Source organism: Enterobacter sp. Lyrl_3, from assembly GCF_051948675.1.
GTDB classification, from domain to species: Bacteria; Pseudomonadota; Gammaproteobacteria; order Enterobacterales; family Enterobacteriaceae; genus Enterobacter; species Enterobacter cloacae.
Genome location: NZ_JAYJLI010000005.1, coordinates 186,960 through 212,677, shown reverse-complemented (window position 1 = coordinate 212,677; position 25,718 = coordinate 186,960). Strand labels below are relative to the sequence as shown.

The 25,718-nt window shown below is 54.0% G+C and carries 22 protein-coding genes; 13 read left to right on the top strand and 9 right to left on the bottom strand.

The features are described 5' to 3' along the window. Positions 1-62 precede the first annotated feature (62 nt). Positions 63-1,517: an NAD-dependent succinate-semialdehyde dehydrogenase gene (locus tag VF709_RS12900; protein ID WP_023620890.1), complete on the top strand. Its 1,455-nt coding sequence runs from the start codon at positions 63-65 to the stop codon at positions 1,515-1,517. Between the two features lie 45 nt (positions 1,518-1,562). Further along, a complete protein-coding gene (locus VF709_RS12895; protein ID WP_013098975.1) occupies positions 1,563-1,835 on the top strand; it encodes a barstar family protein in 273 nt (90 codons plus the stop codon). Positions 1,836-1,902: 67 nt separating this feature from the next. Here VF709_RS12895 and yhcN (VF709_RS12890) read toward each other — a convergent pair whose 3' ends face one another. From yhcN (VF709_RS12890) to argR, 3 genes are all read right to left on the bottom strand, one after another. Further along, the gene (gene yhcN, locus VF709_RS12890) at positions 1,903-2,169 is read right to left on the bottom strand and encodes a peroxide/acid stress response protein YhcN (protein WP_013098974.1); all 267 of its coding nucleotides are present in this window, start codon (positions 2,167-2,169) and stop codon (positions 1,903-1,905) included. Positions 2,170-2,278: 109 nt separating this feature from the next. Continuing rightward, on the bottom strand, positions 2,279-2,542 hold the full coding sequence (gene yhcN / locus VF709_RS12885; RefSeq protein ID WP_013098973.1) for a peroxide/acid stress response protein YhcN: 264 nt from the start codon (positions 2,540-2,542) through the stop codon (positions 2,279-2,281). 375 nt (positions 2,543-2,917) lie between these two features. After that, on the bottom strand, positions 2,918-3,388 hold the full coding sequence (gene argR / locus VF709_RS12880) for a transcriptional regulator ArgR (protein ID WP_013098972.1): 471 nt from the start codon (positions 3,386-3,388) through the stop codon (positions 2,918-2,920). Positions 3,389-3,785: 397 nt separating this feature from the next. On the opposite strand from argR, the gene mdh reads away from it, so the two are divergent. Next, the gene (gene mdh, locus VF709_RS12875; RefSeq protein WP_020687375.1) at positions 3,786-4,724 is read left to right on the top strand and encodes a malate dehydrogenase; all 939 of its coding nucleotides are present in this window, start codon (positions 3,786-3,788) and stop codon (positions 4,722-4,724) included. A 52-nt stretch (positions 4,725-4,776) separates the two neighbouring features. On the opposite strand, the gene degS is transcribed toward mdh, so the two are convergent. The 3 genes from degS to zapG all read right to left on the bottom strand — a co-directional run bounded on the left by degS (position 4,777) and on the right by zapG (position 7,876). Next, positions 4,777-5,844: an outer membrane-stress sensor serine endopeptidase DegS gene (gene degS, locus VF709_RS12870; protein WP_013098970.1), complete on the bottom strand. Its 1,068-nt coding sequence runs from the start codon at positions 5,842-5,844 to the stop codon at positions 4,777-4,779. 93 nt (positions 5,845-5,937) lie between these two features. Continuing rightward, the gene (gene degQ, locus VF709_RS12865; RefSeq protein WP_013098969.1) at positions 5,938-7,305 is read right to left on the bottom strand and encodes a serine endoprotease DegQ; all 1,368 of its coding nucleotides are present in this window, start codon (positions 7,303-7,305) and stop codon (positions 5,938-5,940) included. A gap of 172 nt (positions 7,306-7,477) precedes the next feature. Further along, positions 7,478-7,876 (bottom strand): Z-ring associated protein ZapG, encoded by a 399-nt coding sequence (zapG, locus tag VF709_RS12860; protein WP_008502832.1) that lies wholly within the window; start codon positions 7,874-7,876, stop codon positions 7,478-7,480. A 189-nt stretch (positions 7,877-8,065) separates the two neighbouring features. Here zapG and zapE point away from each other — a divergent pair, with 189 nt between their 5' ends. The 9 genes from zapE to VF709_RS12815 all read left to right on the top strand — a co-directional run bounded on the left by zapE (position 8,066) and on the right by VF709_RS12815 (position 16,658). Beyond that, positions 8,066-9,190 (top strand): cell division protein ZapE, encoded by a 1,125-nt coding sequence (zapE, locus tag VF709_RS12855; RefSeq protein WP_020687372.1) that lies wholly within the window; start codon positions 8,066-8,068, stop codon positions 9,188-9,190. Positions 9,191-9,479: 289 nt separating this feature from the next. Further along, positions 9,480-9,908 carry a 50S ribosomal protein L13 gene (gene rplM / locus VF709_RS12850; RefSeq protein WP_013098967.1) on the top strand — a complete coding sequence of 143 codons (429 nt, stop codon included), beginning with the start codon at positions 9,480-9,482 and terminating at the stop codon, positions 9,906-9,908. A gap of 15 nt (positions 9,909-9,923) precedes the next feature. Further along, entirely contained in the window at positions 9,924-10,316 is a 393-nt protein-coding gene (rpsI, locus tag VF709_RS12845; RefSeq protein WP_000829818.1) for a 30S ribosomal protein S9, read from the top strand. A gap of 308 nt (positions 10,317-10,624) precedes the next feature. Beyond that, positions 10,625-11,263: a stringent starvation protein SspA gene (gene sspA / locus VF709_RS12840; RefSeq protein WP_013098965.1), complete on the top strand. Its 639-nt coding sequence runs from the start codon at positions 10,625-10,627 to the stop codon at positions 11,261-11,263. 5 nt (positions 11,264-11,268) lie between these two features. Next, positions 11,269-11,766: a ClpXP protease specificity-enhancing factor gene (gene sspB, locus VF709_RS12835; RefSeq protein WP_013098964.1), complete on the top strand. Its 498-nt coding sequence runs from the start codon at positions 11,269-11,271 to the stop codon at positions 11,764-11,766. A 421-nt stretch (positions 11,767-12,187) separates the two neighbouring features. Next, positions 12,188-12,859: a DUF1120 domain-containing protein gene (locus VF709_RS12830; protein ID WP_114519285.1), complete on the top strand. Its 672-nt coding sequence runs from the start codon at positions 12,188-12,190 to the stop codon at positions 12,857-12,859. A gap of 110 nt (positions 12,860-12,969) precedes the next feature. Continuing rightward, positions 12,970-13,677: a fimbria/pilus chaperone family protein gene (locus tag VF709_RS12825; RefSeq protein ID WP_114519284.1), complete on the top strand. Its 708-nt coding sequence runs from the start codon at positions 12,970-12,972 to the stop codon at positions 13,675-13,677. A gap of 6 nt (positions 13,678-13,683) precedes the next feature. Next, entirely contained in the window at positions 13,684-16,110 is a 2,427-nt protein-coding gene (locus VF709_RS12820) for a fimbrial biogenesis outer membrane usher protein (protein WP_114519283.1), read from the top strand. After that, positions 16,107-16,658: a membrane protein gene (locus VF709_RS12815; RefSeq protein WP_013098960.1), complete on the top strand. Its 552-nt coding sequence runs from the start codon at positions 16,107-16,109 to the stop codon at positions 16,656-16,658. The genes VF709_RS12820 and VF709_RS12815 overlap by 4 nt, the downstream gene beginning before the upstream one ends. 30 nt (positions 16,659-16,688) lie before the next feature. On the opposite strand, the gene gltD is transcribed toward VF709_RS12815, so the two are convergent. Then, a complete protein-coding gene (gene gltD, locus VF709_RS12810) occupies positions 16,689-18,107 on the bottom strand; it encodes a glutamate synthase subunit GltD (RefSeq protein ID WP_149896920.1) in 1,419 nt (472 codons plus the stop codon). 9 nt (positions 18,108-18,116) lie between these two features. Next, positions 18,117-22,577, bottom strand: a complete 4,461-nt coding sequence (gene gltB / locus VF709_RS12805) for a glutamate synthase large subunit (RefSeq protein ID WP_013098958.1) — start codon at positions 22,575-22,577, stop codon at positions 18,117-18,119. Positions 22,578-23,258: 681 nt separating this feature from the next. On the opposite strand from gltB, the gene VF709_RS12800 reads away from it, so the two are divergent. Continuing rightward, a complete protein-coding gene (locus VF709_RS12800) occupies positions 23,259-24,200 on the top strand; it encodes a TIGR01212 family radical SAM protein (protein ID WP_095908469.1) in 942 nt (313 codons plus the stop codon). Here VF709_RS12800 and VF709_RS12795 read toward each other — a convergent pair. Then, complete coding sequence (locus VF709_RS12795; protein WP_038420703.1) at positions 24,180-25,682, bottom strand: helicase HerA-like C-terminal domain-containing protein; 1,503 nt, start codon at positions 25,680-25,682, stop codon at positions 24,180-24,182. The genes VF709_RS12800 and VF709_RS12795 overlap by 21 nt on opposite strands. Positions 25,683-25,718 lie beyond the last annotated feature (36 nt).

Sequence of the window (25,718 nt, the reverse complement as noted above, 5' to 3'; positions counted from 1 at the left end):
CGTCGGTTTTTTTGTGGCTATACTTATTTCTGCAGGCTCTTACATTCAGAAAGGGAGGACACATGACTACCCAGGCGCTTCAGGACCACATTCTTTTTCAGACCGGTTATCTGGTTAACGGCATATGGAAAACGCTGGACACGACGTTTGATGTGTTGAACCCGGCCACCGGTGATGTTATCGCCAAAGTGGCGAAAGCCGGTAAAGCAGAAACCGAAGAGGCGATTGCCGCCGCCGCGAAAGCCTTCCCGGCCTGGCGGGCCAAAACCGCGAAAGAGCGCTCGACCATTCTCTATCGCTGGTATGAACTGATTATTGAGAATAAAAGCTGGCTTGGTCGGTTAATGACCACCGAACAGGGCAAACCCCTGAAAGAAGCTGAAGGCGAGGTGGAGTACGCCGCCAGTTTTATTCAGTGGTTTGCCGAAGAGGCCAAGCGCGCTAACGGTGAAATTATTCCGCCGATCAAACCGGGCTCCCGCATTCTGGCTACCCGTGAGCCTGTGGGGGTGGTGGCGGCAATTACGCCGTGGAACTTCCCGATGGCGATGCTCACCCGTAAGCTCGGCCCGGCGCTGGCCGCGGGGTGTACCGGGGTCATCAAACCGGCAAACAACACCCCGCTCAGCGCGTTTGCGCTGCTCACGCTGGCGAAACAGGCCGGTGTGCCGGATGGCGTCCTCAACGCCGTGGCCGGTAATACGCATGAGATCAGCGACGCGATTATGGCGAGTCACGAGGTGCGGAAAATCTCGTTTACCGGCTCCACTTCCGTCGGCAAAACGCTGGTGCGTAACGCCGCGGACACCATGAAAAAAGTTTCGATGGAGCTGGGGGGGAATGCCCCGTATATCGTGTTTGAAGATGCGGACATCGATGCTGCCGTCAAAGGGGCAATCGCCAACAAATTCCGTAATGCCGGACAGGTCTGCGTCAGCGTTAACCGCTTCTATATTCAGGAAACCGTCTACGACAAGTTTGTGAACAAACTGGCCGATGCGGTGAACGCGCTGAAGGTGGGAAATGGTCTGGAAGACGGTGTGGTCGTAGGCCCGCTGATTGAACCCTCCGCGGTGAACAAAGTGCGCGAGCATGTGGAAGACGCTGTGGCCCGTGGGGCGACTGTCCTGGCGGGCGGTAAACCACATCCGCTTGGTGGCAATTTCTGGATGCCCACCGTGCTGGGCGACTGTCATGAAGGCATGAAACTGGCGGAAGAAGAGACGTTTGGTCCCGTTGCCGCCTGCTTCCGTTTCACTTCTGAAGATGAAGTCATCCAGCGCGCCAACAACACGCCTTATGGTCTGGCGGCTTACTTCTATACTCAGAATCTGTCGCGCGTTTTCCGCGTCTCGCAGGCAATCGAAAGCGGGATGATTGGGATTAATGAGTGCGCCGTTTCCACGGAGCTTGGACCTTTTGGTGGGGTAAAAGAGTCTGGCCTGGGTCGAGAAGGGTCCGTGCTGGGGCTGGAAGAGTATCTGGAAGTCAAAACCCTGCATATCGGGGGATTATAATAGACAGGGCGGCATCTGCCGCTCGCCTGGACTGGGTGGCTGGCAATGAAAACCTATACCTTTGATTTTGACGAGATCGACAGTCAGGAAGACTTCTATCGTGAATTTATCCGGGCGTTTGATCTGGAACGGGAAAGCGTCACGAATCTGGATATGCTGTGGGATGTGGTGACCGGCAGTCAGCTGCCGTTACCGCTGGAGATAGAGTTTATTCATCTGCCCGATAAGCTGCGCAGACGATTTGGGGCGCTGATTTTATTGTTTGATGAAGCAGAAGAAGAGCTGGAAGGGCAGTTGCGTTTCAACGCGCGCCATTGATTACGCGAAAAAAAGCCCCTGACCAGCGAGGCCAGGGGCAAGTCGTATGATGAGATACGACGAGGGTTTATTTATACAGTTCTGCCGTAGCGTGCCAGTGGTCACCCTGATTCAGTTCGGTGACGCGGTAGCTGCTGGCGCCTGCTTTTTCAGCTTTTGCGGCCAGCTCCTGACGGATATCCATCGGAGAGCCGGTGACGGACGTTACGGAAACACTACCCATAGACTGCAGATTTTGCGCCTGCTCGGTATTCACCTGCTGGACGGCTGCGCTTGCGCCGAAAGAGAGAACCGATGCCAGACCGAGGGTTGCGATGATTAATTTGGTTTTCATAGTCTTTGCTCCTGAAGAGGTTTTTGCTCAACGGCGAGAAGGGTTGAACTGCTATTTTTATGCCTGGTGCCGTTGAGTGGAGATAGTCGTCTTCTGTTATTACTAAAACTTATTTATACAGCTCAGCGGTAGCGTGCCAGTGGTCACCGGAACGCGCTTCAATGATGCGATAGGATGATGCACCTTGTTCTTCCGCTTTTTTGTTCAGCATCTCATGCATGTCCATTGGAGACGTGCCGATTGCGCCGACAGAAACCGTACCGATAGCCTCACGGGATTGCGCCTGATCGGCATTAATGGAGTCTGCTGCGAAAGCACCGAATGACAGGACAGACAGGACGCTCAGCGCCGCTACAGTTGTTTTGATTTTCATGATTTTTACCTCGTCGAATTTTTTAGTGGGGTCTTTGTTTCGTGACCCTCATCACAAAATCAAGTATACACTAATAACGGTAAAAATTAATACCAGACTAATTGTTTCATGGGTAATTACGTGTTAAACAGCGCAATTTTTATAACCTAATGGCATAATGTTGGTCGTTTTCTGTTCACGTTGGCGTGTTATATCTAAGTAAATCATATGGATAAATGATTTTGATATTTTGTGCGATTCTTTGATTTATCATTCACTGGCTGAATGTTAATGAGTGGTAAAAAGCACTATTTGTTAAATTGAGGACAGGAGAAAACAGGGGATAACGCAGCGGGGGCAGAATGAACCCCGTAGCGACGCTACGGGGAGAGAGGATTACAGCTCCTGTTCGAACAGAACCAGGATCGCCTCGTGGAGATCTTTCACCGAGAAGCCGTTGGCTGGCGTGGTAAAGATGGTGTCATCACCGGCGATGGTACCGAGAATCCCTTCCGTTTTACCCAGAGAGTCCAGCATGCGGGCAATCAGCTGTGCGGCACCAGGGCTTGTGTGGATCACCACAACGGCATCGTTGTGGTCGATATCCAGAACCAGGTTCTTCAGCGGGCTGGAGGTTGTCGGCACGCCAAGTTCAGCTGGCAGGCAATAGACCATCTCCATTTTGGCGTTACGGGTACGCACTGCGCCAAATTTGGTCAACATACGGGAGACTTTCGACTGGTTGATATTGTCGAAGCCTTGTTCCTGCAGCGCCTGAACAATTTCTCCCTGAGAACTGAATTTCTCTTCTTTGAGTAGCGCTTTAAACGCCTTTACTAATTCTTCTTGCTTAGACGAGCTTCGCATAAGTCACCCGGAATATGACGATAGAAACAACATTATTATGCATGTGGATGAATTTTTATGCAAATTATCTACCAGGCAGTAGCCTGAAATAATGTTATGAAAGGGAGTGATATTATCAGATTTCGTTATCGGAAAACATGCCTGGGTCACGCCACGCAAATAAGCTTAAAAGTAAATTAAATGTTATCAAAATGATGTTGTTTTGGTGGCGTGGCAGGGTGTATTGTAACCACCTCTTAATTCGTTGCCGTCTGTTGTCAGAAAGTCTTCTGGGAAGAGAGAAAGTCGCGTGACCTCAAATTCTTTAGCTACGAAAATTGTAATTAATTACCTGCTGAATTAAGGTCGCCGCAACGGATTTACAGATACTTAAGTTAACCATAATAAGGAGTTTAGGATGAAAGTCGCAGTCCTCGGCGCTGCTGGTGGTATCGGCCAGGCGCTTGCCCTACTACTGAAAACCCAACTGCCTTCAGGCTCAGAACTCTCCCTGTACGACATTGCTCCGGTAACCCCAGGTGTGGCGGTTGACCTGAGCCACATCCCGACCGCTGTTAACATCAAAGGCTTCTCCGGCGAAGACGCACGTCCTGCGCTGCAGGGTGCTGACGTTGTGCTGATCTCCGCCGGTGTGGCGCGTAAGCCTGGTATGGATCGTTCCGACCTGTTCAACGTCAACGCAGGCATCGTGAAAAACCTGGTGCAGCAGATCGCTGAAGTGTGTCCGAAAGCGTGCATCGGTATCATCACTAACCCGGTGAACACCACGGTCGCTATTGCGGCAGAAGTGCTGAAGAAAGCAGGCGTTTACGACAAGAACAAACTGTTCGGCGTGACCACGCTGGATATCATCCGTTCTAACACCTTCGTGGCTGAGCTGAAAGGCAAGCAGCCTACGGAAGTTGAAGTGCCGGTCATCGGTGGTCACTCTGGTGTGACAATTCTGCCTCTGCTCTCGCAGATCCCTGGCGTGAGCTTCACCGAGCAGGAAGTGGCTGACCTGACCAAACGTATCCAGAACGCAGGCACCGAAGTGGTGGAAGCGAAGGCAGGTGGCGGTTCTGCAACGCTGTCTATGGGCCAGGCGGCTGCACGTTTCGGTCTGTCACTGGTTCGCGCGCTGCAGGGCGAGAAGGGCGTGGTTGAATGCGCTTATGTTGAAGGCGATGGCGAACACGCGCGCTTCTTCTCCCAGCCGCTGCTGCTCGGTAAAAATGGTATCGAAGAGCGTAAGCCAATTGGCACGCTGAGCGCGTTTGAACAAAACGCGATGGAAGGTATGCTGGACACGTTGAAGAAAGATATCACGCTGGGCGAAGAGTTCGTTAACAAGTGATCTTGTCCCGGTAAAAAAAAACGGAGCGCTACGCTCCGTTTTTTTATGCCCGTCAGTTTGTGGCCGGGTATTCCTGAATGGTCACATGCAGCGTCAGTTTCTTATCGTTGCGCATGACTTCAACCGGGATGATGGAACCCGGGCGAATTTCTGCCACCTGGTCCATCGTCTCAAGCGCAGAGACCGCCGGTGTGCCGTTGACCGACAGAATGACATCATTAACCTGAATGCCCGCATTGGCAGCCGGTCCACCAGGCGCCACTTCGTTAACCACAATCCCCTGAATCTGATCGATCCCGCCACCCTGCGTATGCATAGGGGCAATTTCGCGACCACCAATTCCGATGTAACCGCGAATCACGCGACCGTCCCGGATCAGCTTGTCCATAATTTTGGTTGCCAGCTGGAACGGAATGGCAAAGCCGATCCCTTCCGGCGTCTCGCCATCGTTGCTTTTATCGAAGGAGAGGGTGTTGATACCCATAAGCTCGCCCAGCGAGTTGACCAGCGCGCCGCCGGAGTTCCCGTGGTTGATGGAGGCATCGGTTTGCAGGAAGTTCTGCCGTCCCGATGGGTTCAGACCGATGCGACCCGTGGCGCTGATGATCCCCTGGGTGATGGTCTGCCCCAGGTTGTATGGGTTACCGATAGCCAGAACCACATCGCCAATGTGCGGAGTGCGTTTTCGGTTGATCGGAATCACGGGCAGCCCGCCGGTGGCGTTGATTTTCAGCACGGCCAGATCGGTCAGGCTGTCAGAGCCGACAAGTAAGGCCTCAAACACGCGGCCATCCTGAAGTGCGACGATGATCTGGTCAGCATCGTTGATCACGTGCTTGTTGGTAATGATGTATCCGCGATCGTCCATAATCACGCCGGAGCCGAGGGTACGGATCTCCAGCTGGTTATGGGCTGAACTGTTAAGACCACGGTTGTAGACGTTCACCACTGCGGGTGCGGCACGGCGAACGGCCTGATTATAGGTGGCAGGCGTTTCATCCGCGCTATCAAACTGGGGAGCCGACAGCTTGTTGAACTGGCGTAAAGACGGCATGGCCGCTAACAGCAGGCCCGCAACAATCAAACCGATGGCAATGGAACGAAAGAGCTTTAAAAGCATGATGCGCGTGTCGTTAAAAAAGGAACGGTTTGCAGCATAACATGAGTTATCCCGGACATCACACGCGGCGGTGATACCCGGGATAGCAAATGCTTAGCGCAACAGAATATAGATAGATTCGTTGCCGCGCATAATTTGCAGGGCAATGACCGTTGGTTTACTTTCCAGCACCTTGCGCAGCTCAGCGATAGACTGCACGCGGGTGCGATTCACGCCGATGATCACATCATCCTGATGCAATCCCGCCTGCGCGGCAGGGCTGCTCTTCTCTACGGTATCGATGCTGATGCCTTTGGTGCCGTCTTTAAGCTGCCCGTCGCTGAGGGTCGCGCCCTGCAGTGCAGGGGCGATAAGCTCCGCACTGGCGGAGGAAGAGGTGCTCTTGTCCAGCGTCACTTCCACATTCAGCGGTTTGCCGTCACGAATCAGGCCCAGCTTCACTTTGGCGCCCGGTTCGGTGGTGGCGATACGTGAGCGCAGTTCTGCAAAGCTGCTCAGCGGCTTATCATTCAGGCTGACGATCACATCACCTGATTTAATGCCCGCTTTTGCCGAGCCGGAATTGGGCAGCACTTCACTGACGAACGCACCGCGCTGTACGTTGATGTTGAACGCTTTTGCGATATCGGCGCTCATCTCCATCCCTTTGATGCCCAGCAGGCCGCGTTTGACTTCACCAAACTGGATAAGCTGCTGTGCCAGCGTTTTGGCCATATTGCTGGGAATGGCAAACCCGATCCCGATACTGCCGCCACCTGGCGCGAGGATTGCTGTGTTAATACCAATCAGCTCGCCGTTAAGGTTCAGCAGCGCCCCGCCGGAGTTCCCGCGGTTAATGGAGGCATCGGTCTGGATAAAGTTTTCCAGGCCTTCAAGATTCAGGCCGCTGCGCCCCAGCGCGGAAATGATCCCAGAGGTCGCCGTTTGTCCTAAACCAAAGGGGTTGCCCACGGCAACAGCAAAGTCGCCGACGCGCAGTTTGTCGGAGTCCGCGATGGCAATCTGGGTCAGATTACTTGGGTTTTGCACCTGCAACAGCGCGATGTCGCTCTGGTCATCGCCGCCGATCAGTTTGGCATCAAATTCCCGACCATCATTCAGCTGCACGCTGATTTTATCGGCCTGGCTGATGACGTGGTTGTTGGTCAGAATATAGCCTTTGGCCGCATCAATGATGACGCCAGAGCCCAGCCCTTCAAAAGGCTGAGCCTGCTGGTCGGGCGACTCATCGCCAAAATATTTTTTCAGTTCTTCAGGTACGCGCTGGCTTTGCACGGCAGTGCCTTCTACCTGCACGCTGACTACTGCAGGCAACACTTTTTCCAGCATGGGTGCGAGGCTCGGAATCGCCGTCTGGCCCGGCACCTGCGAGGGAAGGGCGGCAAAGGCAGGGAAGGACGCCGAGAGAGATAACCCGACACTTAACGCTAACGCGCTCAACAGCTGGTTCTTTTTCTTCATCGATGCTGACTCTCGTAACCTGGAGTAAAGGAAAAAACGGGCCCAAAAACACGTTGATGTTATTGAATTTTAAACCGCTGAACAATGAGGTGTTTAACTAAATAATAGCTGGGGTCAGGAAGAAAGGACGGGCGCAATCGCTGCGCCCGTAAAATAATTTCAGGTTGTGTGATTAATCGCGCTTAACACCGCCGCGCAGCAGGCCGGACGCGCCATCAGAATAGTCGCGAGGCATCTGAACAGGGGCCTGATCGTTACCGGCCTCAGAGTCTGCCAGACGGTTGCGGAACGGGTTGGTTTCCGCGGTCATTTCCGGCAGCAGGCTGCTGGAGCTTTTTGCCATGTGCTGATACAGCTGGCGGTAGTCGGTCGCCATGTTGTCCAGCAGCTCAGCGCTACGGGCAAAGTGGCTGACCAGCTCTTCGCGGTACTCTTCCAGCTCGGCTTTGTTCTTTTCCAGTTCGTATTGCAGTGACTGCTGCTGACGCAATTTGCGATTACCGAAACGCATGGCCACAGCACCGATCACGATGCCGACGACTAAACCGATTAGCGCATATTCCCAGGTCATGAACTTCTCCCGTTGTCTTGTTGTTCCGTAGGGTGTTGGCTCGGCTCCTGCCTGTGCCTGATATTGCCACTATAACCGCTATTTCTGCAGAAGTGGAATCCTGACGTATCATCGCGTAGTGTAGAACGGCCTTTTTTTCATCAGTCACGCCTGCTGATGAGGTTTAATTGAAGGAATAACAACAAGATTATGCAAAACCTGTCCCCCGCATCGCGATATCAACTGGCCCTGGACGAGGGCTCACATCAGCCGGATGACGTTCAACGTGAAGCGGTTAACCGTCTGGATACCCTTTTCCATGAGCTTACGGCAAAACCTGCGGAAGCAGGGCAGAGCGGTGGGCTGAAGGCGGCATTGAGCCGACTGCTCGGAAAAAAAGAGCCACAGGCTAACGCTCCGGCACGCGGTTTATATATGTGGGGCGGTGTCGGTCGCGGGAAAACCTGGTTGATGGATCTGTTTTATCAGAGCCTGCCGGGTGAGCGTAAACAACGCCTGCACTTCCACCGCTTTATGCTGCGGGTGCATGAAGAGTTAACGGCGCTGCAGGGCAAAAGCGATCCGCTGGAGATTGTGGCTGACAGGTTTAAGGCCGAAACGGACGTCCTTTGTTTCGATGAGTTTTTTGTTTCGGATATCACCGATGCCATGCTGTTGGGCGGCCTGATGAAAGCGCTGTTTGCCCGCGGCATCACGCTGGTCGCCACCTCGAATATTCCGCCGGATGAGCTGTATCGTAACGGCCTCCAGCGGGCGCGTTTCCTGCCTGCCATTGATGCCATCAAACAGCATTGTGACATTATGAATGTTGATGCAGGCGTGGATTACCGTTTGCGCACGCTGACTCAGGCGCACCTGTGGCTCTCACCGCTGAATGCCGAGACCACCCGCCAGATGGATAAACTGTGGCTGGCGCTGGCGGGGGCAAAGCGCGAAAACGCCCCGACGCTGGAGATTAACCATCGTCCGTTGCCCACGCTCGGTGTTGAAAACCAAACGCTGGCGGTCTCTTTTGCGACGCTGTGCGTGGATGCCCGCAGTCAGCACGACTACATCGCTCTTTCGCGCCTGTTCCACACGGTGATGCTGCTGGATGTACCCGTCATGACACGGCTGATGGAAAGCGAAGCGCGACGCTTCATTGCGCTGGTGGACGAGTTTTACGAACGCCACGTCAAGCTGGTGGTGAGCGCCGAGGTGCCTTTATATGAGGTGTATCAGGGGGAACGTTTGAAGTTTGAGTTCCAGCGCTGCCTGTCGCGCCTGCAGGAGATGCAGAGCGAGGAGTATCTGAAGCTGGAGCATATGCCTTAAATGCTACCCTCTCCCTGTGGGAGAGGGGCTGGGGGTGAGGGCACCGGACCGCAAAAACTCGCCCCCCGAAAAACCCATTCCAAATCACATTTAAGGGTCGATCTTTGACCTCAACTTCTCTATAATCTTGCGACCCCACGTTACGAGAAGGTTTTTTTCCCGAAACTTTCTATGTGTCGGCATGAGCTATTCGAAGGGGTAGGTTTGCCGGACTTTGTCGTGTGAACCTCAACTGACTAAACGTTTGGGTGTTCACCAACGTGTAACTTATTATTTGGGTAAGCTTTTAATGAAAACTTTTACAGCTAAACCAGAAACCGTACAACGCGACTGGTATGTTGTTGACGCGACCGGTAAAACTCTGGGCCGTCTGGCTACTGAACTGGCTCGTCGCCTGCGCGGTAAGCACAAAGCGGAATACACTCCGCACGTTGATACTGGTGACTACATCATCGTTCTGAACGCAGAAAAAGTTGCTGTAACCGGCAACAAGCGTGAAGACAAAATGTACTACCACCACACTGGCCACATCGGTGGTATCAAAGAAGCGACCTTTGAAGAGATGATTGCTCGCCGTCCTGAGCGTGTGATTGAAATCGCGGTTAAAGGCATGCTGCCAAAAGGCCCGCTGGGTCGTGCTATGTTCCGTAAACTGAAAGTTTACGCAGGTAACGAGCACAACCACGCGGCACAGCAACCGCAAGTTCTTGACATCTAATCGGGATTATAGGCAATGGCTGAAAATCAATACTACGGCACTGGTCGCCGCAAAAGTTCCGCAGCTCGCGTGTTCATCAAACCGGGCAACGGTAAAATCGTAATCAACCAGCGTTCTCTGGAACAGTACTTCGGTCGCGAAACTGCCCGCATGGTAGTTCGCCAGCCGCTGGAACTGGTTGATATGGTAGAAAAACTGGATCTGTACATCACCGTTAAAGGTGGTGGTATCTCCGGTCAGGCAGGTGCGATCCGTCACGGTATCACCCGCGCTCTGATGGAGTACGACGAATCCCTGCGTTCTGAACTGCGTAAAGCTGGCTTCGTTACTCGTGACGCTCGTCAGGTTGAACGTAAGAAAGTGGGTCTGCGTAAAGCACGTCGTCGTCCACAGTTCTCCAAACGTTAATCATTTTCTGCTCACGCAGAACGATTGGCGAAAAACCCGCTTCGGCGGGTTTTTTTATGGGTAATGCTCAGGTTATCCACATTATCAATGCATATATCTCCTCTTTTTCCGCATTTCCAGAATCCCCTCACCACAAAGCCATCAAAATCTGGTAAACTATCATCCAATTTTCTGCCCAAATATCGGTGAATACTCGATTTTTGTTCGATTCTTGAACAATGTGTCTTCTCTGGGATGGGCGCTACATCATCTGGCTGGCCCCACCGGGCCGGTAGCAGTAAAAATTCTGAATATACCTGGAGGTTTTCATGGCTGTCGCTGCCAACAAACGTTCGGTAATGACGCTGTTTTCTGGTCCTACTGACATTTATAGCCATCAGGTTCGTATCGTGCTGGCCGAGAAGGGTGTCAGTTTTGAGATCGAGCATGTGGAAAAGGATAACCCACCTCAGGATCTGATCGATCTCAACCCGAGCCAAAGTGTACCAACGCTGGTGGATCGCGAGCTGACCCTGTGGGAATCCCGTATCATTATGGAATACCTGGATGAGCGTTTCCCGCATCCACCGCTGATGCCTGTTTACCCTGTTGCGCGTGGCGAAAGCCGCCTGTACATGCAGCGTATCGAGAAAGACTGGTACACGCTGATGAACGTGATCGAAAACGGCTCTGCTTCAGAAGCAGACGCTGCACGTAAGCAACTGCGTGAAGAGCTGCTGGCGATTGCCCCTGTGTTCGGCCAGAAACCGTTCTTCCTGAGCGATGAATTCAGCCTGGTGGACTGCTACCTGGCACCGCTGCTGTGGCGCCTGCCGACACTTGGCGTTGAATTCAGCGGCCCGGGCGCAAAAGAGCTGAAAGGCTATATGACCCGCGTCTTTGAACGCGACTCCTTCCTGGCATCCTTAACTGAACCGGAACGTGAAATGCGTCTCGGCCGAGGCTAATGACTGTGGAAATGTCACAACTTTCACCACGCCGTCCGTATCTGCTGCGCGCCTTCTATGAATGGCTGCTGGATAACCAGCTCACGCCGCACCTGGTTGTGGATGTGACGTTGCCGGGCGTGCTGGTTCCGATGGAATACGCGCGTGACGGACAGATCGTTTTGAACATTGCCCCCCGTGCGGTGGGTAATCTTGAACTGGCGAACGACGAAGTGCGTTTTAACGCACGTTTCGGCGGCGTACCGCGTCAGGTTTCCGTGCCGCTGGCCGCGGTGCTGGCTATCTACGCGCGGGAAAACGGCGCGGGTACGATGTTCGAGCCGGAAGCGGCTTACGATGAAGACGTTGCCAGCCTGAATGAAGACGATGCAACCGGGGAGCGAGACAGCGACACGGTGATGTCGGTTATTGACGGCGACAAACCTGACCGCCAGGATGAAAACGATCCTGATGACGATCCGCCACCACGCGGCGGGCGTCCGGCTCTCAGAGTGGTAAAATAAGCGTCATCCATTATAAAATCCAGCCCTCCTCAGTCGGCTGGATTTTTTTTGCCAATGTAAAGATTAAGTGCCTGTTGAACGAATATTTTTTCTATGTATAGATTTGTACAAAATTAAGACAGTGCAATGCTTTATTCTATATGACAGAAATTTTGGAATACAAAGCCGGAAAAAATAAATCATCGCAATCAATAATTATTCTGAATATAAATGGTCTAAAAAGAACTGGAAACCTCTGTTTTATAAATCCTGCCTATTGTTTGAGTAAATCTAAAAAGAAAAGTTAATAAACCTAAGTTGCATGTATTTATGATTTCTATATTATCGCACCATGCATTTTGCAAACGGAGGTAATAGAGACTATCAAGGATGAACTCAGTCGAATTTTATTTTCTTTAAATCATAAGTTATGGATTAACTCGTGAAAAAAATTCTATTGGCTACAGCATTATTCCTTTGCGTAAACTCTACGTTTGCCGCTGAAACCGCGATATTGAAAATTAAAGGGACGCTGACAGCCTCGGCCTGTACTCCTGAATTTAGCAATGGCGGCGTGGTGGACTATGGAAATATCCGCTTAGGTGAATTGTCCTCTACGGCGGTGAACCAGTTAGGGCAACGGAATATCGATCTCACCATCACCTGCACGGCAGCAACAAAAGTGGCCTGGAATATGATAGACGATCGCGCCGACTCTAACGCAGGATTAACCGTTTCTGCCGGTACATTTACGGGTGGGGCACAGAGTGCGGCTAACCAGACCTATGGCGTTGGCAAAGCAGGCACGGTAAATATTGGCTCTTATGCCATGTTTATGAAGGTGAATAGCGTTACTGCAGACGGAAAATCTGTCGATCCAATATATCAGCAGAATGGCTCAACGACCTGGGCTAAGAGTACTGATGGTTCAAGTCAGGGTGAAAATAATCGTAATATTACCGTCGCATTAGCGGGAAGTATTGACCCGCTTGCTTTCCAGACTGCAACATTTCCGCTGGTAACGTCTCTGGCTATTCAGAATACCACAACGCTTGCCATTACCGATGATACCCGGCTGGATGGTCAGTTGACGATCAGCCTAAAGTATCTGTAATTCTTTCAAATTTAAAGTGAGTTAAATTTAATGCAGAGGGAATACGCTTTCTCTCAAAAATAAGCGCCATCAACACGGAGTGTTAAGTAGTGCTTTCAAGGAATATACATATGACATGCTCTAAAAAGGTTTTATTTAAAACACTCGCTGCCGCAGCTTTATTCTCTGCACAGTTTGGCGTACATGCAGCCGGTATGGTGCCAGAAACCAGTCTGCTGATGATTGATGAAGCGACCCACAGTGGCACCATCAACGTCAAAAATACCGATAGCCATCCGTCGCTACTGTACACCGACGTGGTGGATCTGCCAGATGATAAAGGCCTGAAACTCGTCACCACTCAGCCCGTGGTGCGTCTCGAGCCCGGTCAGACTCAGCAATTGCGCTTCATCCTGCAAACCAGCAAACCGCTGGACGTTGAGCACTACAAGCGTGTGACCTTCGAAGGGATCCCGCCGAAGAGCGATGACAATAAAGTGAAAATTGGCATCAATATTCGTCAGGATCTGCCCGTGCTGATTCGCCCTGCGAAGCTGGCCGTGGTAACCGATGCGTGGAAATTCCTCGACTGGACCGCGTCAGGCACGTCCGTCACGGTAAAAAACCCAAGCAAATATGTTGTGCGTCTGGCACAGAACGTGGTGCTGCAGCCTTCAGGCATCAGCGGATCGCTTGCCAAAACCTACATTTTACCCGGTGAAACCATGACGGTTTCTATGGGCAAATCCGTCAGTGGAAACACGAAAGTGAAGTTTTTCCCGGCCAGCCGCTATGGGGTCGAAGTGCCCAGCTTTATCTCGGATCTCAATAAAAAATAAAGGATTATGGCGGTGCGTAAAAAAAGCCAACTTGCACTTTTTGTGCGCGCTGTGATTTATAGCGCAATACCTCTGATGTTGCTTGATGCTCCCTCCCTCCACGCGAGGGAGGTGACGTTTGATACTGATATCCTGAAATCACGTGGTCTTGGGGCCGATCTAAACCGCTATTTTGCACAAGCGCCGCGCTTTTTACCGGGGACGCATTCCGTTTCTGTCAAAGTGAACGGTAACGATCGCGGAACAGCGGCCGTACGCTTCAGTGAAGACGGAACGATGTGCGTTGATAACGACTTCCTGGAATTTGCAGGTCTCATGCCGGTGCCCATAAAGGCGAATGAGACCTGCCATGATCTGCGTAGCGATTACGCTCAGGCGGTGATCAATCCCTTGCCAAACCAGGAAGCGGTCGAGCTTTATCTGCCAGCGGAAGCACTTAACAGCCTGAGCGCTGATGTCAAAAATTTCCAGCATGGCGGCACGGCAGGCATGCTTAACTACTCGCTCTTCAGCACCAAAAACGAATACAGCGGGAGTGACAGCAGCAGTAACCGTTACTCACAGGCAAGCCTGGAGGCGGGCTTCAACGCGATGGACTGGTCGCTACGCAGCCGCTATATCCTGACGGATGACAACGGCAACCGAAACGCAGAGAGTATTTATACCTACGCAGAGCATGTGTTTGTTCCTCAACGCCTGACCATGCAGGTGGGGGAAATTAACGCCATGTCAGATGTGTTAAGCGGCGTCCCGATTACCGGTGTGCAGTTAATGCCGACCAGCGGTCTGCAGAAAGACAGTTCGGGGGTGAGCGTATCCGGTATTGCCCGAACCTCGCAGGCGCGCGTTGAAGTGCGTCAAAACGGAAGACTCATTTTCAACACGTTAGTCCCGGCGGGCCCGTTCACGCTGGATGACGTCCCGATGGTCCGTAACAACGTCGATCTTGACATCACCGTTGTGGAGTCCGACGGTTCGACCAACCGCTACATTGTTCCCGCCGCATCCGTAAAAGCCCGAAATCTTTCAAAACCAAACGGCCTGACCGTTTCGGCGGGCCAGGTGCGTGGTATAGACAGTGACTACAGCGATCCGCTGGTGTTCAACGTATCCGATGGCTGGCGAATTTTCCCCTGGATGAACCTGCTTGCCTCCGGCGTTGTGGCCGAAGATTACCAGGCCGCGGGGGCGCGCACAGAATTTATGGTTACCGATGGCTGGAACGTCTCTACCAGTATGGCCGCCAGCAACGCGCAATTTGGCGACAGTGATAACGGTATCAAAAACGAACTCCAGAGCGATTACTCGTTGACTGAGAATGTCGGCCTGTCTGCCAGCGTGGCGCATTACAGCGGTGATTATCGTGAACTCGCAGATGCCATGGATGATGATTATCAGGGCTATGACAACAGTTATTCGGCCAACGTACGTTGGTCCACAGAATTGGCCGGGGCATTTAGTGCGGGCCTGAGCTACAACCAGGCCGCAGGAGACGGCGAAGATTCCCGCTACTTGCTTCTGTCGTGGGGGAAAACCTTCAAATACGCTTCAATCAACGTGAACTGGCAAAGCGCAGTGGGCAGCACGGATGACGACCAGGACGACGATCTGCTCTATATCAACCTCAGCATTCCGTTAGGCGGTTCGCAGAGCCTGAGTTCGTATATGCGTAAGCAGGGCGACAGCACCAGCTATGGTCTGGCGAACAGCGGGTCGCTGGGGGAGAACACCAACTACTATATTTCTGCCGATCGTGATGACGAATCACAGGAAAACAGCTTCAACGGCAACATCAACACTAATCTTCACTACACCCAGCTTAGTGTCGGGGGCGGTACCAGCGGCGATCATCAGCGTAACTACAATGCGACCCTGTCTGGCGGCATTGCGATGCACAAAGACGGTGTGACCTTCTCGCCGTATTCCATCAAGGACACGTTTGCCATCGCCAGACTCAGCGAACCGAAAGCGGGCGTTGAGATCACCACGCCGCAGGGCACCGTCTGGACCGACCGCTGGGGCCAGGCTGTCATTCCCGGCCTGACTGAATGGCGTAACTCACGTATCGAAGTGGATGCGAACAAGCTACCGCAGAGCATGACCCTGGCGAACGGGACCAAATATATTGCTGCTGCACATGGCTCGGTAAGCGAAGTGAGCTTCAAAGTATTGAACAGCCGCCGCGTGATGTTACGTATTAAGCAGGCCGACGGGAAGCCGCTGACGAAAGGTCTGTCGGTGGTGGATGATAAAAATAACTACGTGGTGACGGTGGTTGATGACGGACATGTCTTCCTGAACGATGCCGATCAGATTAGCGCGCTTTATGCCGTTGATGATGACAATAACCGTCTGTGCAAACTTGATTTTACGCTTCCTGAAAAGCACGACGAAGACGCGTTTTACGAAGAAGTTAACGGAGTATGTCGATGAACATTCAACGTCTGGCTGCGCTATTGCTGCTTGCTTTGCCGTGCCTTTCTTATGCTGACGATTGTCAGCTAACGCTCTCTCAGCCGGTTGTGGATTATCACCAGATGCGGCGTGACAGCATTGTCACCAGCCAGCAGAGCTGGAACAAAATGCCGGAAAAAGACATAAATGTCAGCGTCTATTGCCCGGAAAAACAACAGATGGCGACGCTGTTACAGGGGGCTTCTGGTCAGAAAGGGCGTTTTCAGTTTGGTCAGAACGGCGGTGTGGCGATAAAGGTCAGCAACCTGACGCTGGATGGTAAAAGCTACAACGTAGGGAAAACAACGGATCAGGTGAATTTTACGCCGGATACTGATAACGGGTCATCGCTCTATATCCGCAATAACGAGGCTGTCGTGGCGGTTGAAAACGGCAGGGTACCCAGCGGCCAGCAGATGAACTTTACCGTCACCATTTTCCCGGTGCTCAATGACAGCGCGTTTAACCATATTTCGGATCAAACCGCCCTGGAGACCGATTTAACCTGGCAACTGCTTAAAAAATAAAAGTTGGCCCGGCAATCGCCGGGCCATTTTTTACACTTCCAAGTAGTTCAGTATACCGTCTGCCGCCTTACGGCCTTCGGCAATTGCCGTCACCACCAGGTCAGAACCACGAACGATATCACCACCAGCGAAGATTTTCGGGTTGCTGGTCTGGAACGCATTGTCGCTGCCTTCTGGCGCGATAATACGACCCTGCGAATCCAGCTCAACGCTGTGCTTCGCCAGCCACTCCATGCTGTGAGGACGGAAACCGAACGCCATGACGACCGCGTCAGCCGGGATCACGTGCTCAGAACCAGCCACGATCTCCGCGCGACGACGGCCTTTGGCATCCGGGGCACCCATCTCGGTGCGCGCCATCTTCACGCCGCTCACTTTACCGTTGGCATTCACTTCAATACCCAGAGGCTGGATGTTGAACTGGAACTCCACGCCCTCTTCACGTGCGTTTTTCACTTCGCGTTTTGAGCCCGGCATGTTCTCTTCGTCACGACGGTAAGCACAGATTACGTGCGCCGCGTTCTGACGAATGGAGGTACGCACGCAGTCCATCGCGGTGTCACCACCGCCCAGCACCACCACGCGTTTGCCTTCCATGCTGACGTAAGGCTCGTCAGCCGTTTCGCCATATCCCATGATCTGCTTGGTGTTGGCAATCAGGAACGGCAGCGCGTCGTACACGCCTGGCGCGTCTTCGTTCTCGAGTCCGCCACGCATGGACTGATAGGTACCCACGCCCAGGAACACGGCGTCGTAATCCTTCAGCAGATCGTCGAGCTGCACGTCGTGGCCCACTTCTACATTCAGTTTGAACTCAATGCCCATGCCGGTGAAGATTTCACGGCGACGGGTCATAACCTCTTTCTCCAGCTTGAAGGCCGGGATACCGAAGGTCAGCAGGCCGCCGATCTCCGGATGACGGTCAAAGACCACCGCCTTCACGCCGTTACGGGTCAGGACATCCGCACAGGCCAGGCCCGCCGGACCCGCGCCGATGATCGCCACGCGCTTATCGGTTTGCTTCACGCCGGTCATATCCGGACGCCAGCCCATCTCAAACGCTTTATCGTTGATGTAACGCTCAATGTTACCGATGGTCACCGCGCCAAACTCGTCGTTCAGCGTACAGGAGCCTTCACACAGACGGTCCTGCGGACACACGCGGCCGCACACTTCTGGCAGGGTGTTGGTCTGGTGAGACAGCTCGGCGGCTTCAAAAATACGCCCTTCGTTGGCCAGCTTCAGCCAGTTAGGGATGTAGTTATGGACCGGACATTTCCACTCACAGTAAGGGTTACCGCAGGACAGGCAGCGGTCTGCCTGTGCTTTGGCCTGGCCTTCTGAAAACGGCTCATAGATTTCTACAAATTCAATTTTACGGATCTTCAGCGGTTTCTTTGGCGGATCAACACGCTGCAGGTCGATAAACTGGTATACGTTCTGGCTCATCTGAATTCCTTACTGCGCCTGCACACGCAGCTCTGCTGCGCTACGACTACGGTGACCCAACAGGGCTTTAACATCGCTGGACTTCGGTTTAACCAGCGCGAATTTCGCAGAGAACGCTGGCCAGTTCGCCAGGATCTCTTCGCCGCGCGAAGAACCGGTATGCTGCACGTGTTCGGTAATCAAACCGCGCAGGTGTTCTTCGTGGATCGCCAGCGTATCAACGTCCAGCACTTCCACCAGTTCTGGGTTCACGCGTTTGCGGAACTCACCATCTTCATCCAGGACGTATGCAAAACCGCCCGTCATACCTGCGCCAAAGTTCACGCCGGTTTTCCCCAGCACGCAAACAATCCCGCCCGTCATGTATTCACAGCCGTTATCGCCAATGCCTTCCACCACGGTGATAGCACCGGAGTTACGCACCGCAAAACGCTCACCCGCACGGCCCGCGGCAAACAGACGGCCACCGGTCGCGCCGTAAAGACAGGTGTTACCGATGATGCTCGCTTCGTGACTGCGGAAGGCAGAGCCCACCGGAGGACGCACCGCCAGCAGACCACCCGCCATGCCTTTTCCGACGTAGTCGTTAGCATCGCCAGTCAGGTAAAGCTCAACGCCGCCGGCATTCCACACGCCGAAGCTCTGACCCGCCGTACCGCTGAAGTGCGCGGTGATCGGATCCGCTGCCAGCCCCTGATCGCCGTGCGTTTGCGCGATGTAACCAGAGAGCGACGCACCCACAGAGCGGTCGGTGTTGCGGATATCAAACCAGAACGTTTTGCTCTGCTTCTCATCCACATATGGCTTCGCCTGCTGCAGCAGCTGCGCGTTCAGCACGCCATTGTCGAACGGCGGGTTGTTCTCGGTGCAGTAGACCGCTTTACCCGGATGCGGCTCGGCCGTTTCCAGCAGCTTGCCCAGATCCAGTTTCTGCTGTTTGGCAGTGAAACCGTCCAGCTCTTTCAGCAGGTCCGTACGGCCAATCAGATCCACCAGACGTTTTACACCCAGTTGCGCCATCAGCTCGCGGGTTTCACGGGCGATGAAGTCAAAGTAGTTCGTCACTTTGAACGGCAGGCCGTGATAGTGGTTCTTACGCAGCTTCTCGTCCTGGGTTGCAACGCCGGTCGCACAGTTGTTCAGGTGGCAAATACGCAGGTATTTACAGCCCAGCGCAACCATCGGGCCGGTACCAAAGCCGAAGCTTTCCGCACCCAGAATCGCCGCTTTGATGATGTCGAGGCCGGTTTTCAGGCCGCCGTCCACCTGCAGACGGATCTTATGACGCAGACCGTTTGCCACCAGCGCCTGTTGGGTTTCCACCAGGCCCAGCTCCCACGGACAACCCGCGTATTTCACGGAAGAGAGCGGGCTTGCACCAGTACCACCGTCATAACCGGCGATGGTGATGAGATCCGCATAGGCTTTCGCCACACCGGTCGCGATGGTGCCGACGCCCGGTTCGGAAACCAGCTTCACGGAGATCATCGCTTTCGGGTTGACCTGTTTCAGGTCGAAAATCAGCTGCGCCAGATCCTCGATAGAGTAGATATCGTGGTGCGGCGGCGGGGAGATCAGCGTCACGCCCGGTACCGAGTAACGCAGTTTAGCGATGTACGGGGTGACTTTATCACCCGGTAACTGACCGCCTTCGCCCGGTTTTGCCCCCTGAGCGACTTTAATCTGAATGACGTCGGCGTTGACCAGGTACGCTGGCGTTACGCCAAAGCGACCAGATGCCACCTGCTTGATACGGGACACTTTATTGGTGCCGTAGCGGGCAGGATCTTCACCGCCTTCACCGGAGTTAGAGTTACCGCCGATACTGTTCATCGCTTCGGCCAGCGCCTCGTGGGCTTCCGGGCTTAATGCGCCGATGGACATCGCAGCGGTGTCGAAGCGTTTGAACAGCTCAGACGCAGGCTCTACGTCGTCGATGCTGACCGCTTCATCACCCGGGTTCAGCGCCAGCAGATCGCGCAGTGTGGCTGCCGGGCGGTTGTTCACCAGCTCAGCATACTGCTGATAATCGCTGTACTCGCCGCTCTGGACGGCCTGCTGCAGCGTGCGCACCACGTCCGGGTTGTAGGCGTGATACTCGCCACCGTGAACGTACTTCAGCAGACCACCTTGCTCCAGCGGCTTACGTGCCAGCCAGGCGCGTTTAGACAGGTTCACCAGATCCTGCTGGAAGTCGGCAAAACCGGCTCCACCGATGCGGCTGACCACGCCCTGGAAGCAGAGGTTTGCCACGTCGTTATGCAGGCCAACCGCTTCAAACAGCTTCGAGCAGCGGTAAGAGGCGATGGTCGAGATGCCCATTTTGGACATGATCTTGTAAAGGCCTTTGTTGATGCCGTTACGGTAGTTCAGCATCACGGTACGGTAATCTTTGTCGATCGCGCGGGTGTCCACCAGACGAGCCAGCGTTTCGTAGGCCAGGTATGGATAGATCGCCGTCGCACCAAAGCCTAACAGCACGGCAAAGTGGTGCGGATCGCGTGCGCTTGCGGTTTCAACAATGATGTTGGCGTCGCAGCGCAGGCTCTTATCGACCAGACGCGTCTGGATAGCCCCCACCGCCATTGGCGCAGGCACCGGCAGGCGGTTCTTCGCAATGTTACGGTCAGACAGCACCAGCAGAACGGTGCCGTTACGCACCATCTGTTCCGCTTTGTCACACAGCGCGTTCACCGTCTCTTCGAGGGTCGCTTCGGTCACGTCGAAGGTGATATCGAGCGTGTCTGCACGGTAGTGATCCTCTTTCAGCGTGGTGAGCTGTTTGAAATCGGAGTAAAGCAGGATCGGCGATTTAAAGGTCAGGCGGTGAGCCTGGCCTTCTGCCTCGCAGAAGACGTTCATCTCGCGACCAATGCTTGTTGCCAATGACATGACGTGGGCTTCACGCAGCGGGTCGATTGGCGGGTTGGTCACCTGTGCAAACTGTTGACGGAAGTAGTCATAAATTACACGTGGCTGACTGGAGAGCACGGCAAACGGGGTATCGTCACCCATGGAGCCGACAGCCTCCTGGCCGTTTTCACCAAGCACGCGGATGACGGAATCCAGCTCTTCCGCACTGTAGTTAAACTGCTTCTGGAAGCTTGCCAGCGTATCGTCGTCCAGCTCGCGGCTGCCCACTTCTTCGTCCGGCAGATCTTCGAACGGTACCAGACGGCGCACGTTTTTCTCCATCCACTCTTTATAGGGATGGCGGCTCTTCAGATCGTTGTCTGTTTCAGCGGAGTGCAGAATACGCCCACCGCGGGTATCGATAACCATCAGCTCGCCCGGCCCAACACGGCCTTTCTCAACCACTTCGTCAGGCTGGTAATCCCAGATACCGACTTCTGAGGCGCAGGTGATGAGCTTGTCTTTGGTGATGACGTAGCGCGCCGGACGCAGACCGTTACGGTCCAGGTTACAGGCGGCAAAACGACCGTCGGACATGACGATGCCCGCCGGGCCATCCCATGGCTCCATGTGCATGGAGTTAAAGTCAAAGAATGCACGCAGCTCCGGATCCATATCCGGATTGTTCTGCCAGGCCGGTGGCACGAGCAGACGCATGGCACGCACGATATCCATGCCGCCTGCCAGCAGCAGCTCCAGCATGTTATCCATGGAGCTGGAGTCAGAGCCGGTTTCGTTAACGAACGGCGCAGCATCATGCAGGTCCGGGATCAGTGGGGTCTGGAACTTATAGGTACGGGCGCGCGCCCACTGGCGGTTACCGGTGATGGTGTTGATCTCGCCGTTGTGCGCCAGATAGCGGAACGGCTGTGCCAGTGGCCAGCGTGGAACGGTGTTGGTGGAGAAGCGCTGGTGGAACAGGCAAATGGCTGATTCCAGACGCAGGTCCGCCAGGTCCAGGTAGAAGCGCGGCAGGTCAGCCGGCATACACAGACCTTTATAGATGTTCACCAGGTTCGAGAGGCTACAGACGTAGAACTCTTTATCGTCCTGGAGACGTTTTTCAATGCGGCGGCGGGCAATAAACAGACGGCGTTCCATATCACGTGGACGCCAGCCCGCAGGCGCATTAACAAAAATCTGTTCAATACGAGGCAGCGAGGAGAGGGCGATTTCACCGAGCACCCCTTCGTTGGTTGGCACATCGCGCCAGCCGACAATAGACAGGGTTTCACGCTGAAGTTCTTCTTCAACGATGCGGCGTGAGGCGGCAGCTTTTTCAGGATCCTGATTCAGGAACAGCATACCGACAGCGTAGTTTTTGGCTAAACGCCAGCCGCGCTCTTCCGCCACGATACGGAAGAAACGATCCGGTTTTTGCAGCAGCAGGCCGCAACCGTCGCCGGTTTTACCATCGGCAAGGATGGCACCACGGTGCTGCATACGGGCCAGTGCGTGAATAGCAGTACGCACTACCTTGTGGCTAGGTTCGCCTTCTATGTGGGCGATCAGGCCGAAACCACAGTTATCCTTCTCAAGGGATTTATCGTACAACATATCAGTGAACCTCCCCAGGCTCGTCGGGCTTCCCACTGAACCGTGGCGCACAGGCACAGAAAGAGCATGGCGACGGGGTTTGCGTTTCATACGCGGACCTCGCATTCGCCCTCTTTTCATCCTTTCGCGCAGGTAAACAAGTTTGAGGACTTGCTTCAGAGGGAATCTCAATTACTGCATAAATATGATGAGCAGGCCGCTCATCCAGAAAGCTTCCAGCGGATTTCCAACTTATCGGGAATTGGTACACAGGTCAAATGGCAATCTTATTTATACAAAAATGTGCTATAGAGAAGATAATACATTGTATTTAAAAGATATTTAACTATTTTTACAACCACTAAGCGCCCTGCGAAGTCGCAGCGGAGTGTGATCTGACTCACTATATGAAAGCGGTATTATTGATGCAGCGTGCTGAATGCCGGTTTTTTTACAGGATAATAAACTGCTGTGCGGTTTAAACCCGCATAAAGTCACTGTTTTTCAGTGCTGGCGTTATAAATAAAAAAAACAATCAGAACATAAGGAAAAGTAATCACATTTGCCGTGAATGAAATTGCAGTAATCTTGAGTAGTTATTCAAATAGATAAAGGCCAGCCAGGGCGATTGATCCAGGTCATCGCCGATGGTGGCTAAAAATGGCAGGCTTGTCCCCTTTCTTCGGGACGGTCTATCAGATTATGCAGTTACAGAAATTAGTCAATATGTTTGGTGGGGATCTTTTGCAGCGCTACGGGCAAAAGGTTCACAAGCTGACGCTGCATGGCGGTTTTAGCTGCCCGAATCGCGACGGTACGCTCGGGCGCGGCGGCTGCACCTTCTGTAACGTGGCCTCCTTTGCGGACGAGGCGCAGCAGCATAAATCTATCGCGGAACAGCTCGCGCATCAGGCCCGTCTTGTGAACCGGGCAAAGCAGTATCTGGCCTATTTCCAGGCCTACACCAGCACATGGGCGGAAGTGCAGGTGCTGCGTTCGATGTATCAACAGGCGGTCGCTCAGGCGAACATTGTCGGGCTGTGTGTCGGTACGCGTCCGGACTGCGTGCCCGACGCGGTGCTGGATTTACTCAGCGAGTATAAAGAGCAGGGCTATGAGATCTGGCTGGAACTAGGCCTGCAAAGCGCGCATGACAAAACCCTGCACCGTATTAATCGCGGCCATGATTTTGCCTGCTATCAGCGCACCACCCGCCTGGCCCGCGAACGTGGCCTGAAAGTCTGCACGCATCTGATTGTCGGCCTGCCGGGAGAAGGGCAGCAGCATGGCCTGGAGACGCTGGAAAAAGTCGTTGAGACAGGCGTGGACGGGATCAAGCTGCACCCGCTGCATATTGTGCAGGGCAGCATTATGGCCAAAGCCTGGCAAGCCGGGCGGTTAAACGGCATCGCACTCGACGAGTATACGGTAACGGCAGGGGAGATGATCCGTCATACGCCGCCCGAGATTGTCTATCACCGTATCTCCGCCAGCGCCCGCCGTCCAACGCTTCTGGCACCGCTATGGTGTGAGAACCGCTGGACGGGGATGGTGGAGATTGACCGCTATCTGCATGAGCACGGTGTGCAGGGCTCGGCGCTGGGACGGCCGTGGGTCGCTCCGCTACCGGCGGCGACCGCCTAACAGACTCCCCAGCATGCCGCGCACTATCTGATTCGTGACCTGCCGCGCGGCGCTTTTCGCCATCGTCTGTACAACGCCATCGCGCTTGCCGCCGCGCGGCCCGGTACTGCCAAACAAAATGTCTTTCAGCCCACCCAGAATGCCGTCATCCACCGCGACTGACTGCCCCTTGGCGGGTGGGGCGTCCTGCGAGTCGGTGGTGGCCTGTACCCCTTTTTGCAGCATCTCGAAGGCAGATTCGCGATCCACTTCATCTTCGTATTTCCCGTAAACCGGGGAGTGGTTAATCAGTCCGTTGCGCTCATCGTCCGTTACCGGCCCCATTCGCGAGCAAGGGGCAATCACCATGGCGCGTTCCACAATGGACGGGCTGCCTTTGGCATCCAGGAAGGAGATCAGCGCCTCACCGGTACCCAGCGCCTGAATCGCCGCTTCGGTATCAAAGGCCGGGTTCGCGCGCATGGTTTGTGCGGCAGCTTTGACGGCTTTCTGATCTTTTGGCGTAAAGGCGCGCAGGGCGTGCTGGACGCGATTACCGAGCTGCCCCAGCACGTTATCGGGGATATCCGACGGGTTTTGCGAAACAAACCACACGCCGACGCCTTTGGAGCGGATCAGCCGGATAACCTGCTCGATCTTGTCGAGCAGCACCTGCGGCGCATCGTTGAACAGCAGGTGCGCTTCGTCGAAGAAGAACACCAGCTTCGGCTTCTCAAGGTCGCCCGCCTCCGGCAGCTGTTCGTAAAGTTCAGAGAGCATCCACAGCAGGCTGGCGGCGTAGAGTTTCGGCATCTGATAGAGCTTCTCTGAGCTCAGAATGTTGATGATGCCTTTGCCGTTGCTGTCAGTGCGCATCCAGTCTTTGATATCCAGCATCGGCTCGCCGAAGAAATGCTCTGCACCCTGTTGCTCCAGCGTCAGTAACCCGCGCTGAATGGCCCCCACGGAGGCACTGCTGATGTTGCCGTACTGGTTCTGGAAGGATTTAGCGTTATCGCCGATGTATTGGGTAATGGCGCGCAGATCTTTGAAATCGAGCAGCAGCAGCCCCTGATCGTCGGCAATACGGAAGATGATGTTCAACACCCCGGACTGGACATCGTTGAGATTCAGAAGACGGGCCAGCAGCAGCGGGCCAAGATCGGAGACGGTGGCACGTACCGGATGACCTTTCTCACCAAAGATATCCCAGACAACTACCGGGTTGTTGTGCGGCGTCCAGTCATTGACGCCGATATTTTTCAGACGCTCAAGGAGTTTTTCTGAGGGTGCCCCCTCCTGAGCCACACCGGTTAAATCGCCTTTTACATCGGCCATAAAGACCGGCACGCCAATCTCAGAGAGCGATTCGGCCAGCTTCTGCAGGGTAACGGTTTTCCCCGTCCCGGTGGCGCCGGTGATCAGGCCGTGACGGTTCGCCATCGCAGGCAGTAAAAACAGCTCTTTCTCCAGCGTCCTGGCAATTAACAATGGTGTACTCATGATACTCATCCTCTCTTAGTCCTGGGTGGAGTATAG